The sequence below is a fragment of the Streptomyces sp. NPDC001927 genome (assembly GCF_053594455.1).
In genome coordinates this window covers 226,854-251,615 of sequence record NZ_JBSFEN010000010.1, presented here as the reverse complement: position 1 = coordinate 251,615, position 24,762 = coordinate 226,854, and the positions used below count along the sequence as shown (strand labels likewise).

Genomic DNA, 24,762 nt, shown 5'->3' with positions numbered 1-24,762 from the left:
ACCTCCAGGGGCCGTCCGATCTCATCGGGCGGCCCCTTCCCCGTACCGGAAGGAAGCACCCGCCGTGCGCCACCACCACATCAGCACCCGCGCCGTCCACGTCGTCAACGACCCGCCCCCGCCCGGCAGTCGGCCCCTCTCCGTGCCGCTCGTGCAGTCCTCGGCCTTCGCCTTCGACTCCGCCGACGCGCTCGCCGAGGCCATGGCGGGGCCCGACGGGCCGTACGCGTACAGCAGGCGCGGCAATCCGACCGTACGGGCCCTGGAGCAGACCCTCGCCGGGCTCGAAGGCGGGGCCGGGGCGCTCGCCTTCGCGTCCGGCATGGGCGCGATCAGCGGGGTCCTCCTCGCCCTGCTGCGACCCGGCGACCGGGTGCTCGCGCAGCGCTGCCTGTACGGCGGGACGTACGCCGTCCTCTCCGATCTCTCCGACCGGTACGGGATCGAGGTCGCCTACGTCGACGGCGACGACCCGGGTGAGGTCGAGCGCCGGGCCGCCGACGGAAGGGTCCCCACGCTCCTCCTCCTGGAGACCATCGCCAACCCCACCGGCCAGGTCCCCGACCTGCCCGCGCTGCTCGCCGTCGCCCGTCGGCTCGGGATCACCTCCGTCGTCGACAACTCCCTCGCCTCGCCCGTCCTGTGCCGCCCCCTGGAGCTCGGCGCCGACGTCGTCGTCCACTCCACGACCAAGTACCTCTCCGGGCACTCCGACGTCCTCGGCGGCGCCGCCGTCTTCGCCGACGACGGGTTACGGCGCCGGATCTGGCCCCGTACCGTCGAACTGGGCGCCTGCGCGGACCCGTTCGCCGCCTGGCTCACCCTGCGCGGGATCCAGACGCTCCCGCTGCGGATACGCGAGACCTGCGCCAACGCCGCCGTGCTCGCCGAGCGGTTCGCCGCGCATCCGCGCGTCACGGCCGTCCACTACCCGTGGCTCCCGGGTCATCCCTCGTACGACACCGCGAGGAAGGTGCTCTCCGGGGGCGGCGGGCTGCTCTCCGTCGAGCTGGCCGGCGGGCGGGAGGCGGGCCGGGCCTTCATCGAGGGGGTACGGATCGCCCGGCTCGCGCTCTCCCTCGGCGGGGTCGAGAGCCTCGTCGCCCACCCCGCCTCCACCTCCCATCGCGAGCTGGACGCACGGGCGTTGGCGGCGGCCGGGATAGCGCCGGGGCTCGTACGGCTCTCCGTCGGGATCGAGGACGTCGAGGACCTGTGGGGGGACTTCGAGCGGGTTCTCGCTGAGCGGCCTGGACCGACGGGCCGACCCTAGAGCGCTTCTTTTGGGTTGACAAAAAGAACGAGCCATTCGTAAATTGGGTGTTGCCAGGGAACGATCTCTCCTAGGTCAAGGGGGAAGCGCGATGCGCTACTTCGAGGACTTCCGGCCCGGCGACGTCCATGAACTGGGCACCGTCACCGTCACGACGGACGAGGTGCTGGAGTTCGGCCGGCGCTTCGACCCGCAGCCCTTCCACACGGACGAGGAGCTCGCGAAGAACTCCTCGTTCGGGGGCCTGATCGCCAGCGGCTTCCACACCCAGGCGCTCTTCATGCGCCGTTACGTGGACGGACTGCTCGCCTACAGCGCCTGCCTGGGCTCGCCCGGCATCGACGAGGTCCGCTATCTGCGGCCCGTCCGCCCGGGCGACGTGCTCACCGCCCGCGTGGAGATCCTTGGCTCCACCCCGTCGCCGTTCAACCCCGCCACCGGCACCGTCAAGCCGCGGTGCACGCTCGTGGCCGCCGACGGGACGGCCGTGTTCAGCATGATCCTGCACAGTATCTTCCGGCGCCGTCCCGCCGGTGCCGAGGCCGCACGTCTGTCGTCGATGCCCGCGGCCGAGGATCCCGTCGCCTGTGCGCGCGTGAGTGCCTGAGCACGGCCGTCCGCATCCTCTCCCAACCGCCAAGTGAAGGGGGACCTCCTGTGGAGGCCGTATCCCGCACCGCCCAGTGGACCGCCGCCGCGCGCGCCCTGGAGACCGAGCGCGAGGACCGGCTCTTCGCCGATCCCTACGCGCGCACCGTCGCCGACCGGATCGGCTTCGAGCTCCTGGAGCGCTACGCCGGGGCCGGCACCGTGCCGTTCCTCGCCATCCGCACCACCTACCTGGACCGGGCCGTCGTCAAGGCGGTCGAGGAGCGCGGCATCCGCCAGGTCGTCTTCCTCGCCGCCGGCATGGACACCCGCTTCTTCCGGCTGCCCTGGCCCGACGGCGTCACCGTCTACGAACTCGACCGCCCCGCCCTCCTCGACGCCAAGGCGGACATGCTCGCCGACGAGCCGCTCCCGGCCGGACGCACCCGCGTCACCGTCCCCGTCGACCTGACCCAGGACTGGACGGGACCGCTGAAGGAGGCGGGCTGGAAGAGCGACGAGCCCGTCCTGTGGGTGGTCGAAGGGCTGCTGTTCTTCCTGCCCGAGCAGGCCGTACGGACCCTCATCTCGACGCTCTCCGCGCACGCCGCGCCCGGCTCCGTACTGCTCGGCGACGTCATCTCCCGCGCCGCCCTGGACAACCCGCTCTCCCGTCCCTTCCTCAACGCCCTGAAGGAGGACGGCAATCCCTGGCTCTTCGGCACCGAGGAGCCCGAGGCGCTGCTCACCGACTGCGGCTGGGACGTACGGGAGGTCAGGCAGCCCGGTGAGGAGGGCGCCGACTTCGGCCGCTGGCCCTACCGGGTCCCGGCTCGCACCGTCCCGCGCGTACCGCGGTCCTTCCTCTTCACCTGCGACCTTCCGACTCAGGGACAGGAGCAGGCCTCATGAGCGCCCACGACTTCCACCAGCAGGTCATCACCGACGCCGGCGCCGCCGTTCGCGGCCTGACCGTCGCCCTCGGCGAACGCCTCGGCCTCTACAAGGCCCTTGCCGCACACGGCCCGACGACCGCCGCCCGGCTCGCCGAGCGGACCGGCACCAACCCCCGCTACATCGAGGAGTGGCTGCACGCCCAGCTCTCCGCCGGGTACGTCGAGCGCCACCCGAGCGCCGGCACGTACACGCTCCCCGCCGACCATGTCGCCGTGCTCGCCGACCCGAAGGCCGTCACCTTCGCCGCCGGGTTCTTCACCGCCCTCAAGGCGCTGTACGCCACCGAGGACCTGCTCGTCGACGCGTACCGCACCGGCGACGGCGTCGGCTGGGCCGAGCACGACGCGGCCCTCGACACCGGCATGGGCTCCTTCTTCCAGCCGACGTACGAGCACAAGCTCGTCCCCGACTGGCTGCCGGCGCTGCACGGGGTCACCGAGAAGCTCGCGGGCGGCGGGACCGTCGCCGACGTCGGCTGCGGTGTCGGGCACACCACCCTCCTCATCGCCAAGGCCTTCCCCGCGGCGACCGTCCACGGCTTCGACTACTCCGAGGAGGCCGTCTCGATCGCCCGGCAGCTCGCCGAGGAGGCCGGCCTCTCCGACCGGGTCGTCTTCGAGGTCGCCGCCGCCGACGACTACCCGGGCTCCGGCTACGACCTGGTGACCTTCTTCAACGCCCTGCACGACATGGGCGACCCGGTCGCCGCCGCCCAGCACGTCCACAAGTCCCTCGACGGGGACGGCACCTGGATGCTCGTCGAGTCGAACGTCTCGCCCGCCGACATCGACACCCGTACCCCCGCCGCCCGCATGTTCATGGCCCTGTCCGCCGTGATGTGCCTGCCCGTGGCCGTCGCCCAGCGCGGCCCGCACGCGCTCGGCAACCACTCCGGCGAGACGGCCTTCCGCGCCATCGCCGAGGAGGCCGGCTTCACCCGCTGGCGGCGCGCCACCGAGACCCCGGTCAACGCGGTCTACGAAGTCCGGCCGTAACCGCACCGGACAAGGCCCACCCCCGACCCTCAGCGAGGAGTTCCCATGGGCGTCAGCGCCCCCCTGCCCGTCACCGACCGGTTCATGGAGGTCCTGGAGCGGCTCAGCTCCCGCTCCATCGAGGAGTACTACAACCCCTACCAGCAGTTCGACTGGCCGGACCGGCTGGAGGAGAAGCAGCTGTGGATGACCCCCGAGCTGCTCACCGTGTACGGCACCCCGCACTTCGACGAGCTGGGTGAGGCGACGATCCAGAGGCTGTCGAAGTGGGAGTCGATCAACTTCTACAGCCTCAACGTGCACGGCATCCGCGAGCTGCTCATCGAGGTCGTCGGCCGGATCCACATGCCCGGCTTCGAGGTGCCGTCCGACTTCTTCCACCACTTCATCGGTGAGGAGAACGAACACATGTGGTTCTTCGCCGAGTTCTGCCGGCGCTACGGCCACAAGATCTACGGCTCCACCGCCATGCGCGCCGACTCCGCGTGGGAGCCGGAGGTCGAGAACTTCCTCGTCTTCGCCCGCATCCTCTTCTTCGAGGAGCTGGTCGACCACTACAACACCCGGATGGCGCAGGACGAGTCCCTCTGCCACACCATCCGCGAGGTCAACCGCATCCACCACCAGGACGAGTCCCGCCACATCGCCTTCGGCCGCGAGCTCGTCTCGCTGCTCTTCACCCGGATGCGCGAGTCGGTCCCCGCGGCGCGGGTCGCGGAGGTCGAGGCGTACCTCAAGCGGTACGTCGTCTACAGCGTCAACTCCCTCTACAACCCGCACGTCTACCGCGACGCCGGCATCGCCGACCCGCTGGCCCTGCGCAACGCGCTGGTCGCCGACGAGCGCCGCCGCCCGTACGAGCGCAAGGCCATCCGCAAGCCGCTCGCCTTCTTCCTGAAGACCGGGATCTTCTCCGACGACACCCTGCCCGTCGTCTGAGGCCCAGGCATCCCAGGCCTCACAGCCATCGCCCAGGCCTCGCACGCATCCCAGACATCCCAAGGCCCTCCCACCCGAGAGGTGCACCGATCATGACCGTGACCGCCCCCGCGACCGCCGGGGAGACCAGGGGGCTTCCCTCCCTGGGCCCCGAGGCGACCGCCCTGCTGCGGCTCCTCGACGACACCTTCGAGAGCTGGGGCGTGGCCGCCGGCGCCCGCCCGATGACCATGCCCCCGCTCCTGCCGGTCGCCGACCTGGCCCGGCTCGACTACTACGACAACTTCCCCCACCAGGCCGTCGTCGCCGCCCCGCTCTCCCTGGAGCGCCGCGAGGCCTCCGGCATCTACTGCGACGACAACGGCTGCTTCCCGTGCGACGCGCTCCAGCCCGCCGCGCTCGGCCTGCCCTCGGCGTCCTGTTACGCCGTCTACCTGGACCACCAGGGCCGGCAGGTCGCCGACGACGCGCTGGTGACCGTCTGCTCCTGGTGCTTCCGCAAGGAGACCCACTACGAGGGCATGCGGCGCCAACTCGGCTTCCGTATGCGGGAGATCGTCGCCATCGGCTCGCGCGAGCACGCCGAGACGCACCTGTGCGACTTCACCGAGCGCATCCACGCCTTCGCGGCCGCGCTCGACCTGCCGCTGCGCAAGGAGGCCGCCTGCGACCCGTTCTTCGACAAGGGCGGCTCCAAGGCGGTGCTCGCCCGCCTCACGCCGGTGAAGCACGAGTTCCTGTACGAGGACCTGGCGATCGCCTCCGTCAACACGCACCGCAACTTCTTCGGCGACCGCTGCGCCATCACCCTGGAGTCGACCGGCGGCCCGGCGTTCACCAGCTGCGTCGCCTTCGGCCTCGAACGCTGGCTGTCCGCGCTGACCCGCCGCCACGGCGACTGGTCCACGGCCACCCGGGCCGTGGCGGAGGCACGTACCGCGGTCGGGCCGGTGAGCTGACGTGCCGGCCCGTCCCGTCGCCCCGCCGGCGGGCGGCCTGGCCCTGCCGAGCCTCGGCATGGACATCGTGTCCGTCACCCGCGTCCGCCGCCTGCTCGCCGAGTACGGCGAGACGTTCTTCGAGCGGATGCTCACCCCCGGCGAACTCGCCGACTGCCGCACCTCCTCCGGACTCGACGTACTGAGTCTGTGCGGGCGGATCGCGGCCAAGGAGGCGGCCTTCAAGACCCTCCGGGTCCGGGGCAGGTTCCTGCCCTGGACGGACATCGTCGTACGGCGCTCCGAAGGCGGCTGGCCGCTGGTGGAGCTGCGGCGGAGCGCCGCCGAGATGGCCGCCGAGACCGGCATCACCGAGATCACGGTGTCCATCAGCCACGACGTCGACTACGCGGTGGCGGTCGCCGCCCCGCTCATCGCAGCCCCCACCCACACCTAGAAGGAGAAGCACCATGTCCGACGGCCTGCAGCAGGTGAAGAACTGGATCCTGGACCGGCACCCCGAGCGGTCCGACATCGCCGACGACCTCGACCTGATCGAGAACCGGCTCATCGACTCGCTGTCCTTCGTCGAGTTCGTCTTCCTCCTGGAGCAGCAGTGCGGGAGGGCGATCCAGATGGAGACCCTGGAGGTCGACTCCATCCGTACCCTCGCCGCGATCGAGGAGCACTTCTTCAAGGCCCAGGTGAAGGCATGAGCAGCCGGCGGCTCTTCACCTCCGAGTCGGTGACCGAGGGCCACCCCGACAAGATCGCCGACCGGATCAGCGACACCATCCTGGACGCGCTCCTCACCGACGACCCGGACGCCCGGGTCGCGGTGGAGACCCTGCTCACCACGGGTCTCGTCCACATCGCGGGCGAGGTGACCACCACCGCGTACGCGCCGATCGCGAAGCTGGTGCGGGAGGCGATCCTCGACATCGGCTACGACTCGTCCATGAAGGGCTTCGACGGCGCCTCCTGCGGGGTCTCCGTCTCCATCGGCGCCCAGTCGCCCGACATCGCGCAGGGCGTGGACACCGGCGGGGCCGGCGACCAGGGCCTGATGTTCGGGTACGCCTGCGACGACACGGCCGAGCTGATGCCGCTGCCGATCGCCCTCGCCCACCGGCTCGCGCGCCGGCTCACGGCGGTCCGCAAGGACGGGACCGTTCCGTACCTGCGTCCTGACGGCAAGACGCAGGTCACCATCGAGTACGACGGGGACCGCCCGGTCCGGCTCGACACCGTCGTCGTCTCCTCGCAGCACGCGTCGGACATCAGCGTGGAGGGGCTGCTGACCCCGGACGTACGGGAGTTCGTCGTCGAGGCCGAGCTGAAGGCGCTCGCCGAGGAGGGCGTCAACCTGGAGTCCGACGGCTACCGGCTCCTGGTGAACCCGACCGGCCGGTTCGAGGTCGGCGGGCCGATGGGCGACGCGGGCCTCACCGGCCGCAAGATCATCATCGACACGTACGGCGGCATGGCCCGGCACGGCGGCGGCGCGTTCTCCGGCAAGGACCCGTCGAAGGTGGACCGCAGCGCCGCGTACGCGATGCGCTGGGTCGCCAAGAACGTCGTCGCGGCCGGACTCGCGCGCCGCTGCGAGGTGCAGGTGGCGTACGCGATCGGCAAGGCGGAGCCGGTCGGCCTGTTCGTGGAGACCTTCGGCACGGGCACGCTCCCGGACGCGGCGATCCAGGACGCGGTCAGCGAGGTCTTCGACCTGCGGCCGGCCGCGATCATCCGCGACCTGGACCTGAAGCGGCCGATCTACGCGACGACCTCGGCGTACGGGCACTTCGGGCGCGAGCTCCCCGAGTTCACCTGGGAGCGCGCGGACCGCGTGGAAGCGCTCAAGAAGGCCGCGGGTCTCGGGAAAGCCGCGGGGGTGTAGGGGATGCGGATCGCTGTCACGGGGTCCATCGCGACCGACCATCTGATGACCTTCCCCGGCTGGTTCAGCGAGCAGCTGCTCGCCGACCGGCTCGACCGGGTCTCCCTGTCGTTCCTCGCCGACAACCTGGAGGTCAGACGCGGCGGAGTGGCAGCGAACATCGCCTTCGGGCTCGGTGTCCTCGGGCTGCGCCCGGTCCTGGTGGGCGCGGTCGGCGCCGACTTCGAGCCGTACCGGGTCTGGCTGAAGGACCACGGGGTCGACACCGACTCGGTGCGGGTCAGCTCCGCCCTCCACACCGCCCGCTTCGTCTGTACCACCGACCGGGCGCAGAACCAGATCGCCACCTTCTACGCCGGAGCGATGGCCGAGGCCCGCGAGATCGATCTGCGGGAGGTCGTCGCCCGGACCGGGCGTCTGGATCTGGTCCTGGTCTCCCCGGACGACCCCGAGGCCATGCTCCGGCACACCCGCACCTGCCGCGAGCTCGGGATCCCGTTCGCCGCCGATCCGTCGCAGCAGCTGGCGCGGCTCGGCCGGGAGGAGGTGCGGGGGCTGGTGGAGGGCGCGCGGTGGCTGTTCACCAACGAGTACGAGACGGCCCTGCTGGGCGAGAAGGCGGGCTGGTCGGAGCCGGAGATCCTGCGCCGGGTCGGCGCCTGGGTCACCACGCACGGCGCGTCCGGCGTCCGGATCCGCCGCGAGGACGGGGACGGGGACGCCCTGTCCGTACCGGCGGTGGAGGTGCCCGGGGTGGTCGACCCGACCGGGGTCGGCGACGCGTTCCGGGCCGGGTTCCTCGCCGGCACGGCCTGGGGCGTGCCCGAGCGGTGCGCGGCGCAGCTGGGCTGCGCGGTGGCGGCGACCGTCCTCGACTACGTGGGGACGCAGGAGTACCGGCTGCACCGGGAGCCGCTCCTGGACCGGATCAGGACGACGTACGGGCTCGGCCGCACCGCCGAACTCCTGGTCCACCTGAGGGGGTTGTCGTGATGTCTTCCCTGCGGGCGGAGCTCGGGCGCCGGGTCGTCGTCGCCGACGGCGCCATGGGCACCATGCTCCAGGCCGCCGACCCGACGATGGACGACTTCACGGGCCTGGAGGGCTGCAACGAGGTCCTGAACGTGACCCGGCCCGACATCGTCGCCGCCGTCCACGACGCGTACTTCTCCGTGGGCGTGGACTGCGTGGAGACCAACACCTTCGGGGCGAACCTGGCCGCGCTCGCGGAGTACGGCGTCGAGGAACGGGTCTACGAACTGTCCGAGGCCGGTGCCAGGATCGCCCGTACCGCCGCCGACGCCCACACCGCGGCCGACGGCAGGCCCCGCTGGGTCCTCGGCTCCATGGGGCCGGGGACGAAGCTGCCGACCCTCGGCCACATCGCGTACGAGCCGCTGCGCGAGGCGTACCAGCAGAACGCCGAGGGGCTGATCCGGGGCGGCGCCGACGCCCTGCTGATCGAGACCTCGCAGGACCTGCTCCAGACGAAGGCGGCCGTCATCGGCGCCCGCCGGGCCCTGGAGTGGTGCGCGCTCGACCTGCCGCTGATCGTGCAGGTCACGGTGGAGACCACCGGGACGATGCTGCTGGGTTCCGAGATCGGGGCGGCGCTGACCGCCCTGGAGCCGCTCGGCATCGACATGATCGGCCTCAACTGCGCCACCGGACCAGCCGAGATGACCGAGCACCTGCGGTACCTGTCCCGGCACGCGGGCATCCCCGTCTCGGTGATGCCGAACGCGGGGCTCCCCGTGCTCACCTCCGACGGCGCCCACTACCCGCTCTCGCCGGCCGAACTAGCCGACGCGCAGGAGCGGTTCGTACGGGAGTGCGGCGCCGTGCTCGTCGGCGGCTGCTGCGGTACGACCCCGGAGCACCTGCGCGCGATCGTCGAGCGGGTGCGGGGCGCGGCCGTCCCGGCCCGTACCCCGGTCGCGGAGCCCGGCGCGTCCTCGCTCTACGGCCATGTGCCGTTCCGGCAGGACACCGCGTACCTGGCGATCGGGGAGCGGACCAACGCCAACGGCTCGAAGAAGTTCCGCGAGGCGATGCTGGAGGGCCGCTGGGACGACTGCGTCGAGATGGCGCGCGACCAGGTCCGCGAGGGCGCGCACATGCTCGACCTGTGCGTCGACTACGTGGGCCGGGACGGCGTGGCCGACATGGCCGAGCTGGCCGGCCGCTTCGCCACCGCCTCCACCCTGCCGATCGTCCTCGACTCGACCGAGGTCGCGGTGCTCCGCGCGGGCCTGGAGAAGCTCGGCGGGCGGGCCGTGATCAACTCCGTCAACTACGAGGACGGCGACGGGCCCGAGTCGCGGTTCGCGCAGGTCACGGCGCTCGCCAAGGAGCACGGGGCGGCGCTGATGGCGCTGACCATCGACGAGGCGGGGCAGGCGAGGACGGCCGAGGCGAAGGTCGCGATCGCCGAGCGGATCATCACCGAGCTGACCCGGACGTGGGGGTTCAGGGAGTCGGACCTGCTGATCGACTGTCTGACGTTCACGATCTGCACCGGCCAGGAGGAGTCCCGGCGCGACGGCGTCCACACCATCGAGGCCATCCGCGAACTCAAGCGCCGCCACCCGGACGTCCAGACGACCCTGGGGCTCTCCAACATCTCCTTCGGCCTCAACCCGGCCGCGCGGATCGTCCTCAACTCGGTCTTCCTCGACGAGTGCGTGAAGGCGGGCCTCGACTCGGCGATCGTGCACGCCTCGAAGATCCTGCCGATCGCGCGCCTGGAGCCGGAGCAGGTGGAGGTCGCGCTCGACCTGATCCACGACCGGCGCAGGGACGGCTACGACCCGCTGCAACGGCTCCTCGAACTCTTCGAGGGCGCGACGGCGAAGTCCCTGAAGGCCGGGAAGGCCGAGGAACTGCTCGCGCTGCCGCTGGAGGAGCGGCTGAAGCGCCGGATCGTGGACGGCGAGAAGAACGGCCTGGAGGCCGACCTGGACGCCGCTCTGGTGGAACGGCCGGCACTGGAGATCGTCAACGAGGTGCTGCTCGACGGCATGAAGACGGTCGGCGAGCTCTTCGGCTCGGGCCAGATGCAGCTGCCGTTCGTGCTCCAGTCGGCGGAGGTCATGAAGACGGCGGTGGCGTATCTCGAACCGCACATGGAGCGCTCCGACGAGGACGCGGACGGCAAGGGCACGATCGTCCTCGCCACCGTGCGCGGAGACGTCCACGACATCGGAAAGAACCTCGTCGACATCATCCTGTCCAACAACGGCTACGACGTGGTGAACCTGGGGATCAAGCAGCCGGTCTCGGCGATCCTGGAGGCCGCCGAGGAGCACCGCGCGGACGTCATCGGCATGTCGGGCCTGCTGGTGAAATCCACGGTGATCATGAAGGAGAACCTGGAGGAGCTGAACGGCCGCGGCCTCGCGTCAAAGTTCCCCGTGATCCTCGGCGGCGCGGCGCTGACCAGGGCGTACGTCGAACAGGACCTGCACGAGCTGTACGAGGGCGAGGTCCGCTACGCCCGCGACGCCTTCGAGGGCCTGCGCCTGATGGACGCGCTGATGGCGGTCAGGCGGGGCGTGCCCGGGGCCGTACTGCCGGCGCTGAAACAGCGCAGGGTGCCGAAGCGGGCCACGCCCGTGCTCGCCGTACGGGAGCCGGAGCCGGCCGGCCGCTCGGACGTGGCCGTCGACAACCCCGTACCGGAGCCGCCGTTCCTCGGCACGCGGGTCGTCACGGGCATCCCGCTCACCGCGTACGCGCCCTGGCTGGACGAGGGCGCCCTGTTCAAGGGCCAGTGGGGGCTGAAGGACCCCGCGACGATCGAGTCGGAGGGCCGGGCCCGATTGGCGGCTCTGCTGGACCGGGTCGAGCGGGAGGCCCTGACCGAAGCGGCCGTCGTGTACGGCTGGTTCCCCTGTGTGTCCAAGGGCGACGACCTGATCGTCCTGGACGAGGACGGAGGCGAGCGGACCCGCTTCTCCTTCCCCCGCCAACAGCGGGGCCGCCGCCTCTGCCTGGCCGACTTCTTCCGCGCCGAGGACTCCGGGGAGGTGGACGTGGTGGCCCTCCAGGTCGTCACGGTCGGCTCCCGGATCGGCGAGGAGACGGCCCGGCTCTTCGCCGCCGACGCCTACCGCGACTACCTCGAACTCCACGGCCTGTCCGTGCAGTTGGCGGAGGCCCTGGCCGAACACTGGCACGCGCGCGTGCGCGCCGAGTGGGGCATCGGCGGCGCGGACCCGAAGGCCATGGCCGGCATGTTCCGTACGGAGTACCAGGGCTGCCGCTACTCCCTCGGCTACCCCGCCTGCCCCGACCTGGAGGACCGGGCGAAGATCGCGGCGCTGCTGCGGCCCGAGCGGATCGGGGTCGAGCTGTCGGAGGAGTACCAGCTGCATCCGGAGCAGTCGACGGACGCGTTCGTGGTGCACCACCCGGAGGCGAGCTACTTCAACGCGGGCGGCAGACGCTGACGACGTCGACGACCCCACCCCCCTCTGTTTTCTCTCTTCTGACTTCGAGGAGTTCTGTTTCATGCCTGATTTCAAGGTCGCGGACCTGTCCCTGGCGGAGTTCGGCCGCAAGGAGATCACCCTCGCCGAGCACGAGATGCCCGGCCTGATGGCGATCCGCCGGGAGTTCGCCGCGAGCCGGCCGCTGGCCGGGGCGCGGATCACGGGCTCGCTGCACATGACCGTGCAGACGGCCGTCCTGATCGAGACGCTGGTCGCGCTCGGGGCCCGGGTCCGGTGGGTGTCCTGCAACATCTACTCGACCCAGGACCACGCGGCGGCGGCGATCGCGGCGGCCGGGATCCCGGTCTTCGCCTGGAAGGGCGAGACCCTCGAGGAGTACTGGTGGTGCACGGAACAGGCCCTGACCTGGCCGGACTCGCCGACCGGCGGCCCGAACATGATCCTGGACGACGGCGGTGACGCGACGCTGCTCGTCCACAAGGGTGTGGAGTACCAGAAGGCGGGCGAGGTCCCGGACCCGTCGACGGCCGAGAACGACGAACTGCGCGTGGTCCTCGATCTGTTGAAGAACACGAAGCTGGACTGGACGGCTCTGGCGGCCGGCATTCGCGGCGTGACGGAGGAGACCACGACGGGCGTCCACCGCCTGTACGAGATGCACAGGGCGGGCGGGCTCCTCTTCCCGGCGATCAACGTGAACGACGCCGTGACGAAGTCGAAGTTCGACAACAAGTACGGCTGCCGCCACTCGCTCATCGACGGCATCAACCGGGCGACGGACGTGCTGATCGGCGGCAAGACGGCGGTGGTCTGCGGGTACGGGGACGTGGGCAAGGGGTGCGCGGAGTCGCTGCGCGGCCAGGGCGCCCGCGTGATCGTCACCGAGATCGACCCGATCTGCGCGCTGCAGGCGGCGATGGACGGCTACCAGGTGACGACGCTGGAGGAGGTGCTGGAGACGGCGGACATCTTCGTCACCACCACGGGCAACAAGGACGTCGTCATGGCGTCGGACATCGCCCGCATGAAGCACCAGGCGATCGTCGGCAACATCGGTCACTTCGACAACGAGATCGACATGGCGGGGCTCGCCCGGATCCCCGGGATCGTGAAGGACGAGGTGAAGCCGCAGGTCCACACGTGGACGTTCCCGGACGGCAAGGTGGTGATCGTGCTCTCCGAGGGCCGCCTGCTGAACCTGGGCAACGCGACCGGCCACCCGTCCTTCGTGATGTCGAACTCGTTCGCGGACCAGACGCTGGCCCAGATCGAGCTCTTCACGAAGCCGGAGGAGTACCCGACGGATGTGTACGTCCTCCCCAAGCACCTGGACGAGAAGGTCGCCCGGCTCCACCTGGACGCGCTCGGCGTGCGGCTGACCGAGCTGCGCCCCGAGCAGGCGGCATACATCGGGGTGCCGGTGAGCGGCCCGTACAAGCCCGACCACTACCGCTACTGATGCGCGCCGACCCATGGCTCCCGGACCGGCTGCTGCGGACGGAACGGGACGCGCTGATGCCGCTGCTGCGCCGGACACCGGAGGAATCGTTCGAGCTGCGCACCGCCTGCCCGGGCTGGACCGCCCGGCAGGTCCTTGCACACTGTGCGGCGGCCCTGGTCCGGATCGTCGAGGGCCGCCTGGAGGAGGGCGTCTTCCTGCCGGAGTCCAACGCGGCCGACGTCGCCGAGCGGGAGGAGTGGCCGCCGGCCCGGATCCTCGACGAACTGGAGCGCGGCCTCACGGAGGCCGGCCCGGTGATCGCGGCGACGGAGGACGGCACGCTGGACGCCGTGGCGCTGGGGGAGTGGGTCCACGCCGGAGACGTACGGGAGGCCTTCGGCGAACCGGGCGCGTACGGCGGGGCGGCGAGCCTGGACCTGGCCCTCCCTCTGCTGGCGGTCACGAGCCGCCGCCGGGACACCCCCGCGCTCGTGGCCACCCTGACGGGCCGGGCCGAGCCGCTCGTCCTCGGCGGCCCGGTGGAGGGCCGCGCCCCGGCGCACTACTGGGGCGACGCGGCGACGCTCGTACGGATCTACTCGGGCCGCCCCCTGGTCGGCACGCGGTACGAGCTGACGGGCGCGACGGAGCAGGAGCTGCTGATCTACCGGTAGCCCTTTCGGCGCCGGTCACGATGCGGAGGGCGGCGGGTCCTGCTCGACTGAGGAGTACCCACGCCCACGCAGAACGGGAGCACCAGCATGCCGGTCATCGTCACGGTCGAGTTCCCGGGCGCCACGCAGCAGATGTACGAGCAGGTCAACGCCCAGATCGACGCGGCGCCCTGGTGGCCGGCCGACGGCTTCATCGCCCACGCGGCGGGCCCGGACGGCAGCGGCGGCTGGCGGGTCGTGGACTTCTGGGAGTCGCGGGAGTCGTTCGTCGCGTTCACGGAGAAGGCGATGCCGATCTTCCAGTCGGCGGGGATGCCGACGGCGATCCCGAAGGTCCAGGACGCGGTGAACGTGATCACGAGGTAGCGGCGGGCCCCGGAAAATCCATTGCCGGGCCGGGACGCCGGAGGCCACCCTTCACCGCATGACTTCCCATGCCTCCCCCTCCTCCCCCTCCGTGGGGGACCTGTTCTCCGCCGAAGGACGCCTGAAGGCGATCCCGCGCAAGGCCCCGCGTCGGGCGCAGCTCCTCGCGCACCTGGCGGAGACGCTCTTCGAGCCGTCGCGCGCGTACAGCGAGCGCGAGGTGAACGAGGCGCTGCTCACCGTCCACGAGGACTTCCCGGCGCTGCGCCGCTACCTCGTGACCGGCGGCGAACTCTCCCGTACGAGGGACGGCTCCGCCTATCGCCGGGCCCTCAAGCCCACCCAGCAGCAGGCCGGCTCCCCCGGAGGCACGATCCCCGCCGTGGCGTGAGCGCCGCGCTGGTGGCCGGCCTGCTGGCCGGCTACGGCATCGCCATCCCGGTCGGCGCGGTGGGCGCCTACCTGGTGGCGGTCACGGCACGCACGGGCTGGCGTACGGGAGCGGGCGCGGCCCTCGGGGTGGCGACCGCGGACGGCGTGTACGCCCTGGTGGCCGTCCTGGGCGGCTCGGCCCTGGTCCCCCTGCTCGCCCCGGTGACGACCCCGCTGCGCTGGGCGTCGGCGGTGGTCCTGGTAGCCCTGGCGGCGCGAGGGGCGTGGACGGCGGTACGGGCGTACGGGGCGCAGACCCAGGCGGCCGGCGCCGAGGAGCGGGGCCTGACCCCCCTCAGGGCGTACGCGACCTTCCTGGGGATCACGATCCTCAACCCGATGACCGTGATCTACTTCGCGGCCCTGATCCTGGCGACCGGCCCGGAGGGCCCGTCGACCTCCCTGGACCGTACGGTCTTCGTCCTGGCGGCCCTGGTCGCCTCCGCGAGCTGGCAACTCTTCCTGGCCTCCGGCGGCGCACTCCTCGGCCGCGGCCTGACGGGCCCGAGGGGCCGCCTGGCGACGGCGTTGGTGTCGAGCACGCTGATCGCGGGCCTGGCGGTGCACTTGGTGAGCTGACCGGATCAGGGCACCTCTGGAAGGATACCGTCGATATCCTTTTGCGTACGGGGGAGTTGGCATGCCGGGGGCTGCGGGTCAGCTGGTCAGCGGGCGCTATCGCCTGGTCGAGGCGGTCGGGCGCGGAGGCATGGGCCGGGTGTGGCGGGCCCGTGACGAGGTCCTCGACCGTGAGGTCGCGGTCAAGGAGGTCCTCTTCGAGGCCGTACCGCCCGAGCTGCGGGCCGAGTTGATCGCCCGTACGGAGCGGGAGGCGCGGACCGCGGCCCGGCTGCGGCATCCGGGGATCGTGACGGTCCACGACGTGACGGAGTACGAGGGCGCGCCCTGGATCGTCATGGAGTTCGTGGCGGGGCCTTCGTTGGCCGGGTTGCTCGCCCGTGAGGGCCGGCTGTCGTGGGAGCGCACGGCGGCGATCGCCGCGACGCTGGTGGACGCGCTGGGCCACGCGCACGCGGCCGGGGTCGTGCACCGGGATCTGAAGCCGGACAACGTGCTGCTTGCCGGCGGCGAGCGGCCGGTCATCACGGACTTCGGGATCGCCCGGGTCCTGGACTCCACGCAACAGCTGACCCGTACGAACACGGTCATCGGCACCCCGCAGTTCATGCCGCCGGAACAGCTTGAGGGCAAGCCGGTCGGGCCGCCGGCGGACATGTGGGCGCTGGGCGCGACCCTGTACGCGACGCTGGAGGGGCGCCCGCCCTTCGACGGGCCGTCGCTGACCGCGATCATCGTGGCCGTCCTCACCCAGCCGACGCCCCGGTCCGTGCACGCGGGCCCGCTGGCCGAGTTGCTGGCAGCGCTGATGGCGAAGTCGCCGGCCGAGCGACCCGACGCGGCGGCTACGGCGGAGTGGCTGGAGCGGCTGAAGAGGCCGCGTACGCGGGACGCCCCGAGAGTCGTCAACCGGACCCCGACCGTGCTGGACCAGCCGGTCGACGCGCCCGCCCGCGCTTCGGGGTCCACTCCCAGCCGTCGCAGGCTGCTGATCGGCGGGCTTGCGGTGGTCGTCGGTGTCGGCGGGCCCGCGATCGCGGAACTCGTGGACCGGGCCGGCGAGGGAGACGCGGGGAAGGACGGGAAGGGCGCCGAGGGGCCGTTCGCGACGACCCCGTCCCTCACCCTCGACGGCCCGGAGAAGCGGATCGAGTCGCTGGCCTACAGTCCCGACGGCAAGACGATCGCCGCAGGGGCGGCGGAAGGCACCATCTACCTCTGGACCAGCGCCGATTTCGCGACCGCCCCCGTGGCCGACACGCTCGACACGGGCAGCTACAAGGCCGGAGCAGTCGTCTTCAGCCCCGATGGAGCGACCCTTGCCTCCGCGGGCAACGACCGCACCATCCGGCTGTGGGACACGACCACTCGACGGGTGCGCGCGACACTCACGGTCCCGAAGGCACCGCTGCTTCCCGACAGCCTCGGCCAGTACGTGTCGACCCTCGCCTTCAGCCCGGACGGAGCCATGCTCGCCACCGGGGGAGGTGCCACGCGTGCGGTGTGGCTCTGGGACGTCCGTACCCGCGAGCTCGTCGCCACCCTCGACGGGCTCGACGGCGGCGGGGTGACGGCGCTGGCGTTCTCCTCCGACGGCAAGACCCTGGCCATCGGCACGTACGACGAAGGCGTCATGCTGTCGGATACGGTGCCGGGCAAGCCGCCGGTCGTTCTGCGCGATGCCCCGGAAGACAGGAACGGCTGGATGGAGGGGTTGGCGTTCAGCCCTGACGGCACGAAGCTGTACGGCCTCGCCGCCGCCGATCTCGAACAGTGGGACATCGCCACGCGCAAGCGCACCGCCTTCACGGGCTTCGGTCTGCTCGCCAGAGCCGTCGCGTTCAGCGGCGACGGAAGGGCGGCGGTCACCGCCGGCGACCGGCTCCAGCTGTGGGACCCCGTGAACCGCACCGAGCGGCAGACGATCAAGGAGGCGGCCAGGGCCGACGCGGTGGCCCTCAGCCCCGACGGCCGGACCATCGCCCTGGGCCGGGAGGGTGGCGTCGACCTCTACCGCCGCAGCTGACGCCCGCAGGAAGCCGGATTGCCCGCGGGTCTGCCCTCGCGGGCGGCGACACGCACCGCCGTGGGCGGTGAGGATGGTGAGGCCCCCTGTCGAAGGGGCGGAGGAAGGAGCGGTCGATGCGCAGGTCGGCTCGGAACGAGCGGCGCAAGCCGGGGACGGCGCCCGAGTCGTCGCGTGCCGCGGACCGCGCGGAGGCCGTGACCGCGGGGCCGGGGCTCCTCCAGCCCGGCCGTACCTCGGACCTGTCTCCGCTGCAGAGCAGTTGGGGGAACGCGGCGGTCACTGCGGCGGTCCAGCGCATGGAGGCGCCGCAGGGGCGCAAGCGCAGGGTGTCCCCGTCGGCGGAGGAGCAGGAGGAGCCGAAGCACCTGCGGGAGGCCGAGTCCTCCTCCGAGGACATGGAGTCCTCTTCCGAGGAGGAGTGGGAGGAGCAGTTCTCGGCGGAGTACGTCGAACTGCTCGGCAGGCAGCAGAGCAAGACCATGGGGCTCCTCGAGGAGATGGACGAGAAGGGCGCTCCCGAGCGCGTCGTGAGGGCCGCCGAGGACAAGCTGGAGATGATCAGCCTCCTCCGGAACCTGGCCCCCATGATGTCGGTGGAGACCGTGAACGAGGCCATCCGGCTCATCAGTGCGAAGCCCGACAGCCCTTCGAAGAAGAACTACCTGAGCAGGCTCGACGCGCAGCTCGGCTATCTCGCGCAGGAGTTCCCGTCCGAGGAGCTTCCGACGGAGGAGAACGTCCAGGCGCTCTGGTCCGAACTGCAGCCCGCCTTCGGCGGCGCAGGCGCCCAGGTGGGCGAGGACGGCTGTGAGGACCGGGCCCACGCGATCTGTCTGGCGTTCGCCGAGGCCTCGCCTGCGCTCGCCGCCCACCACCTCTCGAAGCACTGGGCCACCTCGTCGGGGGCCCGGCTGCACACGGATCACCAGTGGAACCACCACGTCGCGGCCTCGGTGACGACCGCGGACGGGGTGCTGGTCATCGACCCCGTCTTCTCCCGTTCGGGCCCGCTCACCTTGAGCGAGTGGGCCAGGCGCGTCCAGGTCGACGTGGACGCGGACGTCCATCAGACCGCCTGGGGATTCCTCGGCAAGCCGGGTCGGGACAACCGTCCGGACGCCAACAGCGCCGTGGAGTACATGGGCGGGGCCTGAGAATCCCCGTCGCTCCTCACCGCTTCCGCGCGTGCGAGGCCAGCAGGAGGGCGCCGCCGAGGGTGAGCGCGCCCGCTGCCATGACCCCGCCGCGGGAACGCCAGGACATGACGGACCAGCAGGACTGGGCGGACAGGAGCGAGCCGGCGCTCAGCCAGGAGCCGACCGAGGCCACGGACGCGGCCGAGCCGATCGAACCGATGGAGAGTGCCGAGCCCACGGAGCCGATGGACAGGACCGAGCCCACCGAGCCGATGGACAGGACGGAGTCCCGGGACCAGAGGGAGAGTGCGGCGGTCATTGCTTGTCGACGCGCTCGCACACCACGAAGCCGGGTTCGATCTCCGGGCACTCGAAGACCGGCTGATGGCTTCCCGCCGTCGTGGTCAGAGTCGTCGTTCCCGCGTCGTCGCCCTTGCCCGTGGGGTGGTACGCGAGCGAGAAGTGCTGGTCCGCATCGGGATACTTCTCGAGCAGGCCACGGAATTCCGCGAGCAGGCCGCCGAACTCCTCCGGGATGATGTCAGTCGTGTTGCGTTGCTCGGACGCTGTCATTTCTGCCTCGCCTGAGTGCGTCGCGCCGGCCCCCACCTCCAGCTTCACACGAGCCACGCGCATGCGCAGAGCGCGTCACGCGCGGCCCAGCGCCACCCGCAGCGTGATGCCGTGGCGGCTGCGCAGGCGCCGTACCTCCCAGACCGACAGCGCGGTCACCGACAGCGGGCCGCCGACCATGAACGCGTACAGCACCTCCGGAGGCGCGGCGATGTCCGGGCCGCTGAACAGCTGGAAGGCGAAGAGCGACCAGACGAGGAGCGGTGCGAGCAGCGCCGGAAGCAGCTGGTGCACGTCGGAGGCGCGGAAGCAGGTGGCGACGCAGGCGTAGGCGACGACGACCGTGTACGGGATCGAGACGATCAGGACGACGAGGGCCGCGAGCGCGCCGACGACCAGGACCAGGAACGACAGGATCGTGGAGATCCACCCGGGGCCGGTGATCGACTCGAAGAAGCCCTTCAGGTCCTCACCGTTGATCGTCTCGCCCTTCAGGGTCAGGAACGTCACCCACAGCGCGAACGGACCGAGGGCGAGCGCGAGGGCCGACAGGATCGGGGTGTGCAGCCGCGCCGCGAAGTGGCGGCGCCTGTCCCGGGTGCTCGCGGCGAGGAACACCATGATGCCGATGACGGTCCCGACCAGCAGGATCCCGCAGGCCAGCCCCAGTTCCAGGAGCTTGCCGAGCACGTAGTCCTCCCCGTCGCTGCTCAGGGGGTACGCCACGAACAGCCCGACGGCGGCGGCCAGTCCGAGCACCGTCCGGGCGAGCTGGATCCGGCTCATCAGACCGTCCTCGACGCGCGCCAGGCCGAACTCGTCACCGGGATTCCCCGCCGAGCCGGTCAGGAAGGCCCTCAGCGCCCCTCCGGCCGTACGCCGATCACCCGATATGTGTCGTGTCCCGCTCACCCGACATCCCCCCGCGGCACGTGTCTCCTCAAAACAACAGCGAGCACAATACCGGGCCGGTACAGCCGCTCTGTGTCCGAACGGGTCGGGTTGGCCTGGTCGTGGCCGCTGTCGCTCAGTCGATGCGGACGATCTGGAAGGCCTCCGCCGTCCGGCCCGGCGGCAGGCCTCCCGCCCTCGCGTGTTCGGCGAGCCAGGTCCGCAACAGGCCCGCCAGGTCGTCGAAATGGGCCGTCTGCGAGGTGTGGATGCGCAGGGCCTCCACCTTGCGGTCGAAGACCGTGGTGACGTCCACGTACTGATTGGGCGTCGGGCCCGTCATCAGCCACAGCTCGTGGACGGTCCACGGCTCCAGGCCCTCCTCCTTGAGGAGGGAGGGGTGCGCGAAGGGGTTGCGGGCCTCCGGGTAGACCGCGCGGAGGCCCGCGTCGCCGACCGCGCGGTGGTCCGGGTGGAGGTCCGCCGCGCGGGCCCAGTTGATCTCGGGGGAGGGGATGATCACCCGCTGCGGGCGCACCTCGCGGATGACCCGGCACAGGTCGCGGCGGAGCTCCACGCTCGGCTCCACGAAGCTGTCGGGGTAGCCGAAGAAGCGGACGTCCGCGACGCCGCTGAGCTTCGCGGAGTGGACCTGCTCGGCGCGGCGCAGGTCCGCCATCGCCTGGCGCGGGAGCCGTGCGTCGTAACCGCCCGCGTCGCCGTCCGTGACGATGCAGTACGTGACGCGGGTGCCGTGCTCGATCCACCGCATGACCGTGCCGCTGACGCAGAACTCGATGTCGTCCGGGTGCGCGGCGACCACCAGCAGGGACTCGGGGGGTGTGCGGTTGAAGTCCTCCATGGGGCCAGCGTGTTGGTGGGGGCGGGGGCGTCGCAAGGCCATGCCGTGGCGTGAACTGGACATGGCACTTACGCGCCATTCAAAAACTTGGTACGTTCAAATCAATGAGCGGGTAGGGAAACGGACGACCCGGAGGCGACCGACATGTGCAGGATCTTCGGCAACCTGGCAGCCGGTGCGGGGGGCGGTGGGGCAGCAGCCCGGCCCGACGCGGCCGAACTCGCCGCCGTCTCCGCGCGCCAGCGCCACGGCGGCCCCGACGAACACCACGTGCTCAGCGGGGCCGGCTGGTCGCTCGGCTGCGACCGGCTCGCCGTCACCGAGCCCTGCGGCGGACAGCAGCCGTACCGGCTACCGCACCTGCCCGGGATCCTCGCCGTCCTCAACGGTGAGCTCTACAACCACACCGAGCTCCGCCTGCACCTCGCCGCCCGGGGCCACCGCTTCCCCGACCGCTGCGACGGCACGGTGCTGCCCGCGCTCTACGCCGAGTACGGCCCCGCGTTCGCCGAGCACCTGGAGGGCATGTTCGCCGTCGCCGTCCTCGACCTCAGGCCCGGTCGGACCCAACTCGTCCTCGCCGTCGACGACATGGGCATGAAGCCGGTCCACTGGCACCACGACCCGGCGGACGGCACCACGCGGTTCGCCTCCGAGATCCCGGCCCTGCTCGCCTTCGAGGGCGTACGGATCGCCCCGCGCGAGGACTCCCTCGACACGGTCCTCGCCACCCGTACCTCCTTCTCGTCCCGGACCGCCCTCGACGGCATCGAGGTCCTCGCGCCGGGCGCCACCGCCGTCGTACGGCCGGGCTGCCGCCCGCTCGTACGGCGCCGGGCTCCGCACCGGGCCACCGCTGGGGATTCGAGCACGCAGGACGTGCTGCGGCGGGAGGTCCGCAGGCTCGCCGAGTCCGAGCTGCCCGTGTGCGCGATCACGAGCGGCGGGCTCGACTCGGGGCTCGTCACGGCCCTCGCCGCCGAGTACGCCCGCGAGACCGACGCGCCCCCGCTCCACACCTTCCACCTCACCTACCGCGGCCGCTGGCCCGACTCCGAGGCCGCCCACGCCCGCTCCGTCGCCCGCCGCGCGCGCACGGTCCACCACGAAGTCGCCCTCGACCCGGACGAGTTCGGCTCGCTCCTGACCCGTACGGTCCGCCATCTCGGGCAGCCCAACGCCGACCCGATCGCCCTCTCGACGTACGCCCTGTTCCGCGCCGTACGGGAGGCCGGCTTCACGGTCGCGCTCGCCGGGGACGGAGCGGACGAGCTGTTCGGCGGGTACGAACGGATGCGGACCGCCCTGGAGACGCCCGAGTGGGTCCCGGCCTACGTGGACGCGCTCTCGGCCGCGCCCCGGCTGCTGCGCGAGCACCTCTACACCCCCGCGTACCGCGCCTACATCGCCGAACACGGCTCCGCAGCCGACCGGATCGAGCAGGAGCTGCGCGCGTGCGGACCCGACCGGGCCACGGCGCTGACCGCCTTCGAGACGCGCTGGCGGCTCCCCGCGTACCACCTGCGGCGCGTCGACCACCTGTCGATGGCCTGGGCCGTGGAGACCCGGCTGCCGTTCTGCCAGCCCGGGGTCGTCGCGCACGCGCGCGCCCTGCCCCCGGGGGCGCTGCGCGGCAAGCGGGCGCTGTACGAGGCGGGGCGCGAGCTCCTGCCGCCGTCGGTGCTCGCCCGGCCCAAGCAGCCGTTCACGCTCCCCGTCGCGGCGATGCTGACCCCGGGCAGCCCGCTCCTCGACACGGTCCGCGAACTCCTCTCGCCGGCCCGGCTCGTCCTCGGCGGGAAGCTCCGCGCCGACCGCGTGCGGGGGCTCCTCGCCCGCCAGCTGGAACGCCCCAACCAGCGCGACGCCCAGGCACTTTGGGCCCTCGCGGTCCACGAGCTGTGGACGGACGTGGTCCAGGGCATGCGGATCCCGGTGGGCTGCGTGGCGTGAGCGACCGGAGTGCCTGCGGGCTCGTCGAGGTCGCCGTCGTGCGCGCCGAGGACGCGCCCGGGCCGACGCTCGTCGTCGAGGTGGAGCGCCTGCCACCGGGCGCGCTTGCGGTCACCCGCGAACTGGCCGCCCTGCGCGCGGCCCTGGCCCGCACGCCGTACGGGCGCGTGAACAAGATCGCGCTGTACGGACCGTCCGCCCGCCCGGGCGCCGACCTCGACTACCGCTTCGTGCAGGCCCTCCCGGGCGGCGCCTTCGACTTCCGTACCGGCTGCGGCCACTCGCTCCTCGCCTGCGTGGTGGCCGCCGCCCGCCCCGGCCCGGTCACGGTCCACGCGCTGACGACGGGCGACCTGGTCCGCTGCACCCCTGAACGGCCGGGGGAGACCACCCTCGCCTTCCTCCGCGCCCCCACCGCCCCCGGCACCCTCCCCACCGGCCGCCCGGTCGACGTCGTCCGTGTCCTCGGCGGGGTGCCCGTCTCCCTCGTCCGGTACGGGAACCCGTACGTCTTCGTGGACGCCCGGCACCTCGGCCTCCCGACCGGCCGCGCACTCTTCCGGGCCGGGGACGACGTCCGCCACGCCCTCCTCGCGCTGCGCGCCCATGCCGCCCGGCTCCTCGGGTACGACGAGGGTTCCGCGCTGCCCAAGGTCGCCGCGTTCGCGCCGCACCCCACCGGGATCGCCGTCCGCGCCCTCACCGTCGGCGGCTGGCACCCCCGCCTCGCGCTCACCGGGGCGGCCGCCCTCGCCGCCGCCGGGGCGCTGCCCGGAACCGTCGTACCCGACCTCGCCGGACGGCCCGTGCGGACCCCCGGCGGGCGGACCGTCAGCGTCTCCGCCGACGCCGACCACATCGCCGTACGGCACAAGCGGGCGACCGTGCTCGAACGGCTCGAACTGCCCTGGCGTATCCACGCAACGGCGTGAATGCGCACCCCTCTCACCGGGCCTGGGCCGCCTTTCCTCTGTCACGCTGAATGACGACCGGAAATCGGTATTCATGGGGAGAGCGGACCAGAATGAAATTCGAGAACCTGCGTGTCGTCGTGACCGGAGCCTCCCGCTATTTCGGCCGCGCCCTCGCCGTCGGATTCGCCCATCTCGGCGCCGAGGTCTATGTGTCGGCCCGAACCGTCGAGGCCGCCGAGCGCACCCGTACGGAAGTCATGGGATCCGCCCGCGATCGCATCCACGCCTTCGGCTGCGACCTGAGCCGGCCCGCCGAGATCCGGGAGTTCGCCGCCCAGGTCCGCGAGCGCACCGACCGCGTCGACCTGCTCGTCAACAACGGTGCCCGCTGGCTCGACGCCATCGACCTGGAGGCGGCCGGCGACGAGGAGATCGTCGAGACGATCGAGTCGACGGCGGGCGGCACGGTCCTGATGGTCAAGCACTTCCTGCCGCTGCTCCGCGGCTCGCACCGGCCCGACATCGTCAACATGGTGGCCGTCCGCGACGCCGAGGGCGCCTCGGCCGCCACCGGCGGCGCGCACGAGGCGTTCTGGGCGGCGAAGAGCGCGCAGGCGGGCTTCGCCGACATTCTCGCGCGCCGCCTGCGCCCCTCCGGCGTCCGCGTCTTCTCCCTCTATCCGCCCGATTTCTCCACCTCGGACCCGAGGTTCGCGGAATGGGAGGGAGTGACGTCGGCGGACGGAATCGGCCCCGACGAGAAGCTCACCACGCAGGCCCTTTTCGAATGCGTCGTGTACGCCGTCGAGCAGCCCCGCGACTGCTTCATCCGCTCCTTCCATTTCGAGCCCCGCTGAAACCCGCTGAACTC

At 71.8% G+C, this 24,762-nt stretch carries 25 protein-coding genes; 21 read left to right on the top strand and 4 right to left on the bottom strand.

Features of this window, described 5'->3' with window-relative positions:
• The first annotated feature begins 64 nt into the window (after nt 1-64).
• The 18 genes from ACWCO8_RS27090 to ACWCO8_RS27005 all read left to right on the top strand — a co-directional run bounded on the left by ACWCO8_RS27090 (nt 65) and on the right by ACWCO8_RS27005 (nt 18,716).
• A complete protein-coding gene (locus ACWCO8_RS27090) occupies nt 65-1,273 on the top strand; it encodes a trans-sulfuration enzyme family protein (RefSeq protein WP_451034451.1) in 1,209 nt (402 codons plus the stop codon).
• A 91-nt stretch (nt 1,274-1,364) separates the two neighbouring features.
• On the top strand, nt 1,365-1,880 hold the full coding sequence (locus ACWCO8_RS27085; protein ID WP_451034450.1) for a MaoC family dehydratase: 516 nt from the start codon (nt 1,365-1,367) through the stop codon (nt 1,878-1,880).
• Between the two features lie 50 nt (nt 1,881-1,930).
• Nucleotides 1,931-2,773, top strand: a complete 843-nt coding sequence (locus tag ACWCO8_RS27080) for a class I SAM-dependent methyltransferase (RefSeq protein WP_451034449.1) — start codon at nt 1,931-1,933, stop codon at nt 2,771-2,773.
• The gene (locus ACWCO8_RS27075; RefSeq protein WP_451034448.1) at nt 2,770-3,813 is read left to right on the top strand and encodes a methyltransferase domain-containing protein; all 1,044 of its coding nucleotides are present in this window, start codon (nt 2,770-2,772) and stop codon (nt 3,811-3,813) included. The genes ACWCO8_RS27080 and ACWCO8_RS27075 overlap by 4 nt, the downstream gene beginning before the upstream one ends.
• Nucleotides 3,814-3,858: 45 nt before the next feature.
• Entirely contained in the window at nt 3,859-4,752 is an 894-nt protein-coding gene (locus ACWCO8_RS27070) for a diiron oxygenase (RefSeq protein ID WP_451034447.1), read from the top strand.
• 92 nt (nt 4,753-4,844) lie between these two features.
• Nucleotides 4,845-5,711, top strand: coding sequence for a hypothetical protein (locus tag ACWCO8_RS27065; protein WP_451034446.1), 867 nt, complete (start codon nt 4,845-4,847; stop codon nt 5,709-5,711).
• A gap of 1 nt (nt 5,712) precedes the next feature.
• Nucleotides 5,713-6,147 carry a holo-ACP synthase gene (acpS, locus tag ACWCO8_RS27060; protein ID WP_362007459.1) on the top strand — a complete coding sequence of 145 codons (435 nt, stop codon included), beginning with the start codon at nt 5,713-5,715 and terminating at the stop codon, nt 6,145-6,147.
• A 13-nt stretch (nt 6,148-6,160) separates the two neighbouring features.
• Nucleotides 6,161-6,406 carry an acyl carrier protein gene (locus ACWCO8_RS27055; RefSeq protein ID WP_362007457.1) on the top strand — a complete coding sequence of 82 codons (246 nt, stop codon included), beginning with the start codon at nt 6,161-6,163 and terminating at the stop codon, nt 6,404-6,406.
• Complete coding sequence (gene metK / locus ACWCO8_RS27050) at nt 6,403-7,587, top strand: methionine adenosyltransferase (protein WP_451034445.1); 1,185 nt, start codon at nt 6,403-6,405, stop codon at nt 7,585-7,587. Before ACWCO8_RS27055 ends, metK begins: the two co-directional genes overlap by 4 nt.
• Nucleotides 7,588-7,590: 3 nt before the next feature.
• Nucleotides 7,591-8,580, top strand: coding sequence for a carbohydrate kinase family protein (locus ACWCO8_RS27045; RefSeq protein ID WP_451034444.1), 990 nt, complete (start codon nt 7,591-7,593; stop codon nt 8,578-8,580).
• On the top strand, nt 8,580-12,038 hold the full coding sequence (metH, locus tag ACWCO8_RS27040; protein ID WP_451034443.1) for a methionine synthase: 3,459 nt from the start codon (nt 8,580-8,582) through the stop codon (nt 12,036-12,038). The genes ACWCO8_RS27045 and metH overlap by 1 nt, the downstream gene beginning before the upstream one ends.
• A 61-nt stretch (nt 12,039-12,099) precedes the next feature.
• Nucleotides 12,100-13,500 carry an adenosylhomocysteinase gene (gene ahcY / locus ACWCO8_RS27035; protein WP_451034442.1) on the top strand — a complete coding sequence of 467 codons (1,401 nt, stop codon included), beginning with the start codon at nt 12,100-12,102 and terminating at the stop codon, nt 13,498-13,500.
• Nucleotides 13,500-14,156, top strand: a complete 657-nt coding sequence (locus tag ACWCO8_RS27030) for a maleylpyruvate isomerase family mycothiol-dependent enzyme (RefSeq protein WP_451034441.1) — start codon at nt 13,500-13,502, stop codon at nt 14,154-14,156. Before ahcY ends, ACWCO8_RS27030 begins: the two co-directional genes overlap by 1 nt.
• Nucleotides 14,157-14,243: 87 nt before the next feature.
• Entirely contained in the window at nt 14,244-14,522 is a 279-nt protein-coding gene (locus tag ACWCO8_RS27025) for a hypothetical protein (protein WP_451034440.1), read from the top strand.
• 58 nt (nt 14,523-14,580) lie between these two features.
• Nucleotides 14,581-14,913 carry a DUF2087 domain-containing protein gene (locus tag ACWCO8_RS27020; protein ID WP_451034439.1) on the top strand — a complete coding sequence of 111 codons (333 nt, stop codon included), beginning with the start codon at nt 14,581-14,583 and terminating at the stop codon, nt 14,911-14,913.
• Nucleotides 14,910-15,533, top strand: a complete 624-nt coding sequence (locus ACWCO8_RS27015; protein WP_451034438.1) for a LysE/ArgO family amino acid transporter — start codon at nt 14,910-14,912, stop codon at nt 15,531-15,533. The genes ACWCO8_RS27020 and ACWCO8_RS27015 overlap by 4 nt, the downstream gene beginning before the upstream one ends.
• 61 nt (nt 15,534-15,594) lie before the next feature.
• Nucleotides 15,595-17,559 (top strand): WD40 repeat domain-containing serine/threonine protein kinase, encoded by a 1,965-nt coding sequence (locus ACWCO8_RS27010; protein WP_451034437.1) that lies wholly within the window; start codon nt 15,595-15,597, stop codon nt 17,557-17,559.
• 116 nt (nt 17,560-17,675) lie between these two features.
• On the top strand, nt 17,676-18,716 hold the full coding sequence (locus ACWCO8_RS27005; RefSeq protein WP_451034436.1) for a protein-glutamine glutaminase family protein: 1,041 nt from the start codon (nt 17,676-17,678) through the stop codon (nt 18,714-18,716).
• Between the two features lie 16 nt (nt 18,717-18,732).
• Here ACWCO8_RS27005 and ACWCO8_RS27000 read toward each other — a convergent pair whose 3' ends face one another.
• The 4 genes from ACWCO8_RS27000 to ACWCO8_RS26985 all read right to left on the bottom strand — a co-directional run bounded on the left by ACWCO8_RS27000 (nt 18,733) and on the right by ACWCO8_RS26985 (nt 21,024).
• Nucleotides 18,733-19,017 (bottom strand): hypothetical protein, encoded by a 285-nt coding sequence (locus tag ACWCO8_RS27000; protein ID WP_451034435.1) that lies wholly within the window; start codon nt 19,015-19,017, stop codon nt 18,733-18,735.
• Entirely contained in the window at nt 19,014-19,319 is a 306-nt protein-coding gene (locus ACWCO8_RS26995; RefSeq protein ID WP_451034434.1) for a hypothetical protein, read from the bottom strand. The genes ACWCO8_RS27000 and ACWCO8_RS26995 overlap by 4 nt, the downstream gene beginning before the upstream one ends.
• Nucleotides 19,320-19,346: 27 nt before the next feature.
• Nucleotides 19,347-20,183, bottom strand: a complete 837-nt coding sequence (locus ACWCO8_RS26990) for a hypothetical protein (protein ID WP_451034433.1) — start codon at nt 20,181-20,183, stop codon at nt 19,347-19,349.
• Nucleotides 20,184-20,298: 115 nt separating this feature from the next.
• A complete protein-coding gene (locus ACWCO8_RS26985) occupies nt 20,299-21,024 on the bottom strand; it encodes a PIG-L deacetylase family protein (RefSeq protein ID WP_451034432.1) in 726 nt (241 codons plus the stop codon).
• 144 nt (nt 21,025-21,168) lie between these two features.
• On the opposite strand from ACWCO8_RS26985, the gene asnB reads away from it, so the two are divergent.
• The 3 genes from asnB to ACWCO8_RS26970 all read left to right on the top strand — a co-directional run bounded on the left by asnB (nt 21,169) and on the right by ACWCO8_RS26970 (nt 24,748).
• Nucleotides 21,169-22,977: an asparagine synthase (glutamine-hydrolyzing) gene (gene asnB, locus ACWCO8_RS26980; protein WP_451034431.1), complete on the top strand. Its 1,809-nt coding sequence runs from the start codon at nt 21,169-21,171 to the stop codon at nt 22,975-22,977.
• Nucleotides 22,974-23,909, top strand: coding sequence for a PrpF domain-containing protein (locus ACWCO8_RS26975; RefSeq protein ID WP_451034430.1), 936 nt, complete (start codon nt 22,974-22,976; stop codon nt 23,907-23,909). Before asnB ends, ACWCO8_RS26975 begins: the two co-directional genes overlap by 4 nt.
• 92 nt (nt 23,910-24,001) lie before the next feature.
• On the top strand, nt 24,002-24,748 hold the full coding sequence (locus ACWCO8_RS26970; RefSeq protein WP_451034429.1) for an SDR family oxidoreductase: 747 nt from the start codon (nt 24,002-24,004) through the stop codon (nt 24,746-24,748).
• Nucleotides 24,749-24,762 lie beyond the last annotated feature (14 nt).

What these genes read in the sequence shown, in the direction of transcription:
- ACWCO8_RS27085 (WP_451034450.1), top strand. Translation starts at nt 1,365, where the DNA reads ATGCGCTACTTCGAGGACTTCCGGCCCGGCGACGTCCATGAACTGGGC.
- ACWCO8_RS27075 (WP_451034448.1), top strand. Translation starts at nt 2,770, where the DNA reads ATGAGCGCCCACGACTTCCACCAGCAGGTCATCACCGACGCCGGCGCC.
- ACWCO8_RS27070 (WP_451034447.1), top strand. Translation starts at nt 3,859, where the DNA reads ATGGGCGTCAGCGCCCCCCTGCCCGTCACCGACCGGTTCATGGAGGTC.
- ACWCO8_RS27065 (WP_451034446.1), top strand. Translation starts at nt 4,845, where the DNA reads ATGACCGTGACCGCCCCCGCGACCGCCGGGGAGACCAGGGGGCTTCCC.
- ACWCO8_RS27055 (WP_362007457.1), top strand. Translation starts at nt 6,161, where the DNA reads ATGTCCGACGGCCTGCAGCAGGTGAAGAACTGGATCCTGGACCGGCAC.
- metK (WP_451034445.1), top strand. Translation starts at nt 6,403, where the DNA reads ATGAGCAGCCGGCGGCTCTTCACCTCCGAGTCGGTGACCGAGGGCCAC.
- ACWCO8_RS27045 (WP_451034444.1), top strand. Translation starts at nt 7,591, where the DNA reads ATGCGGATCGCTGTCACGGGGTCCATCGCGACCGACCATCTGATGACC.
- metH (WP_451034443.1), top strand. Translation starts at nt 8,580, where the DNA reads ATGTCTTCCCTGCGGGCGGAGCTCGGGCGCCGGGTCGTCGTCGCCGAC.
- ahcY (WP_451034442.1), top strand. Translation starts at nt 12,100, where the DNA reads ATGCCTGATTTCAAGGTCGCGGACCTGTCCCTGGCGGAGTTCGGCCGC.
- ACWCO8_RS27030 (WP_451034441.1), top strand. Translation starts at nt 13,500, where the DNA reads ATGCGCGCCGACCCATGGCTCCCGGACCGGCTGCTGCGGACGGAACGG.
- ACWCO8_RS27025 (WP_451034440.1), top strand. Translation starts at nt 14,244, where the DNA reads ATGCCGGTCATCGTCACGGTCGAGTTCCCGGGCGCCACGCAGCAGATG.
- ACWCO8_RS27020 (WP_451034439.1), top strand. Translation starts at nt 14,581, where the DNA reads ATGACTTCCCATGCCTCCCCCTCCTCCCCCTCCGTGGGGGACCTGTTC.
- ACWCO8_RS27010 (WP_451034437.1), top strand. Translation starts at nt 15,595, where the DNA reads ATGCCGGGGGCTGCGGGTCAGCTGGTCAGCGGGCGCTATCGCCTGGTC.
- ACWCO8_RS27005 (WP_451034436.1), top strand. Translation starts at nt 17,676, where the DNA reads ATGCGCAGGTCGGCTCGGAACGAGCGGCGCAAGCCGGGGACGGCGCCC.
- ACWCO8_RS27000 (WP_451034435.1), bottom strand. Translation starts at nt 19,017, where the DNA reads ATGACCGCCGCACTCTCCCTCTGGTCCCGGGACTCCGTCCTGTCCATC.
- ACWCO8_RS26985 (WP_451034432.1), bottom strand. Translation starts at nt 21,024, where the DNA reads ATGGAGGACTTCAACCGCACACCCCCCGAGTCCCTGCTGGTGGTCGCC.
- asnB (WP_451034431.1), top strand. Translation starts at nt 21,169, where the DNA reads ATGTGCAGGATCTTCGGCAACCTGGCAGCCGGTGCGGGGGGCGGTGGG.
- ACWCO8_RS26970 (WP_451034429.1), top strand. Translation starts at nt 24,002, where the DNA reads ATGAAATTCGAGAACCTGCGTGTCGTCGTGACCGGAGCCTCCCGCTAT.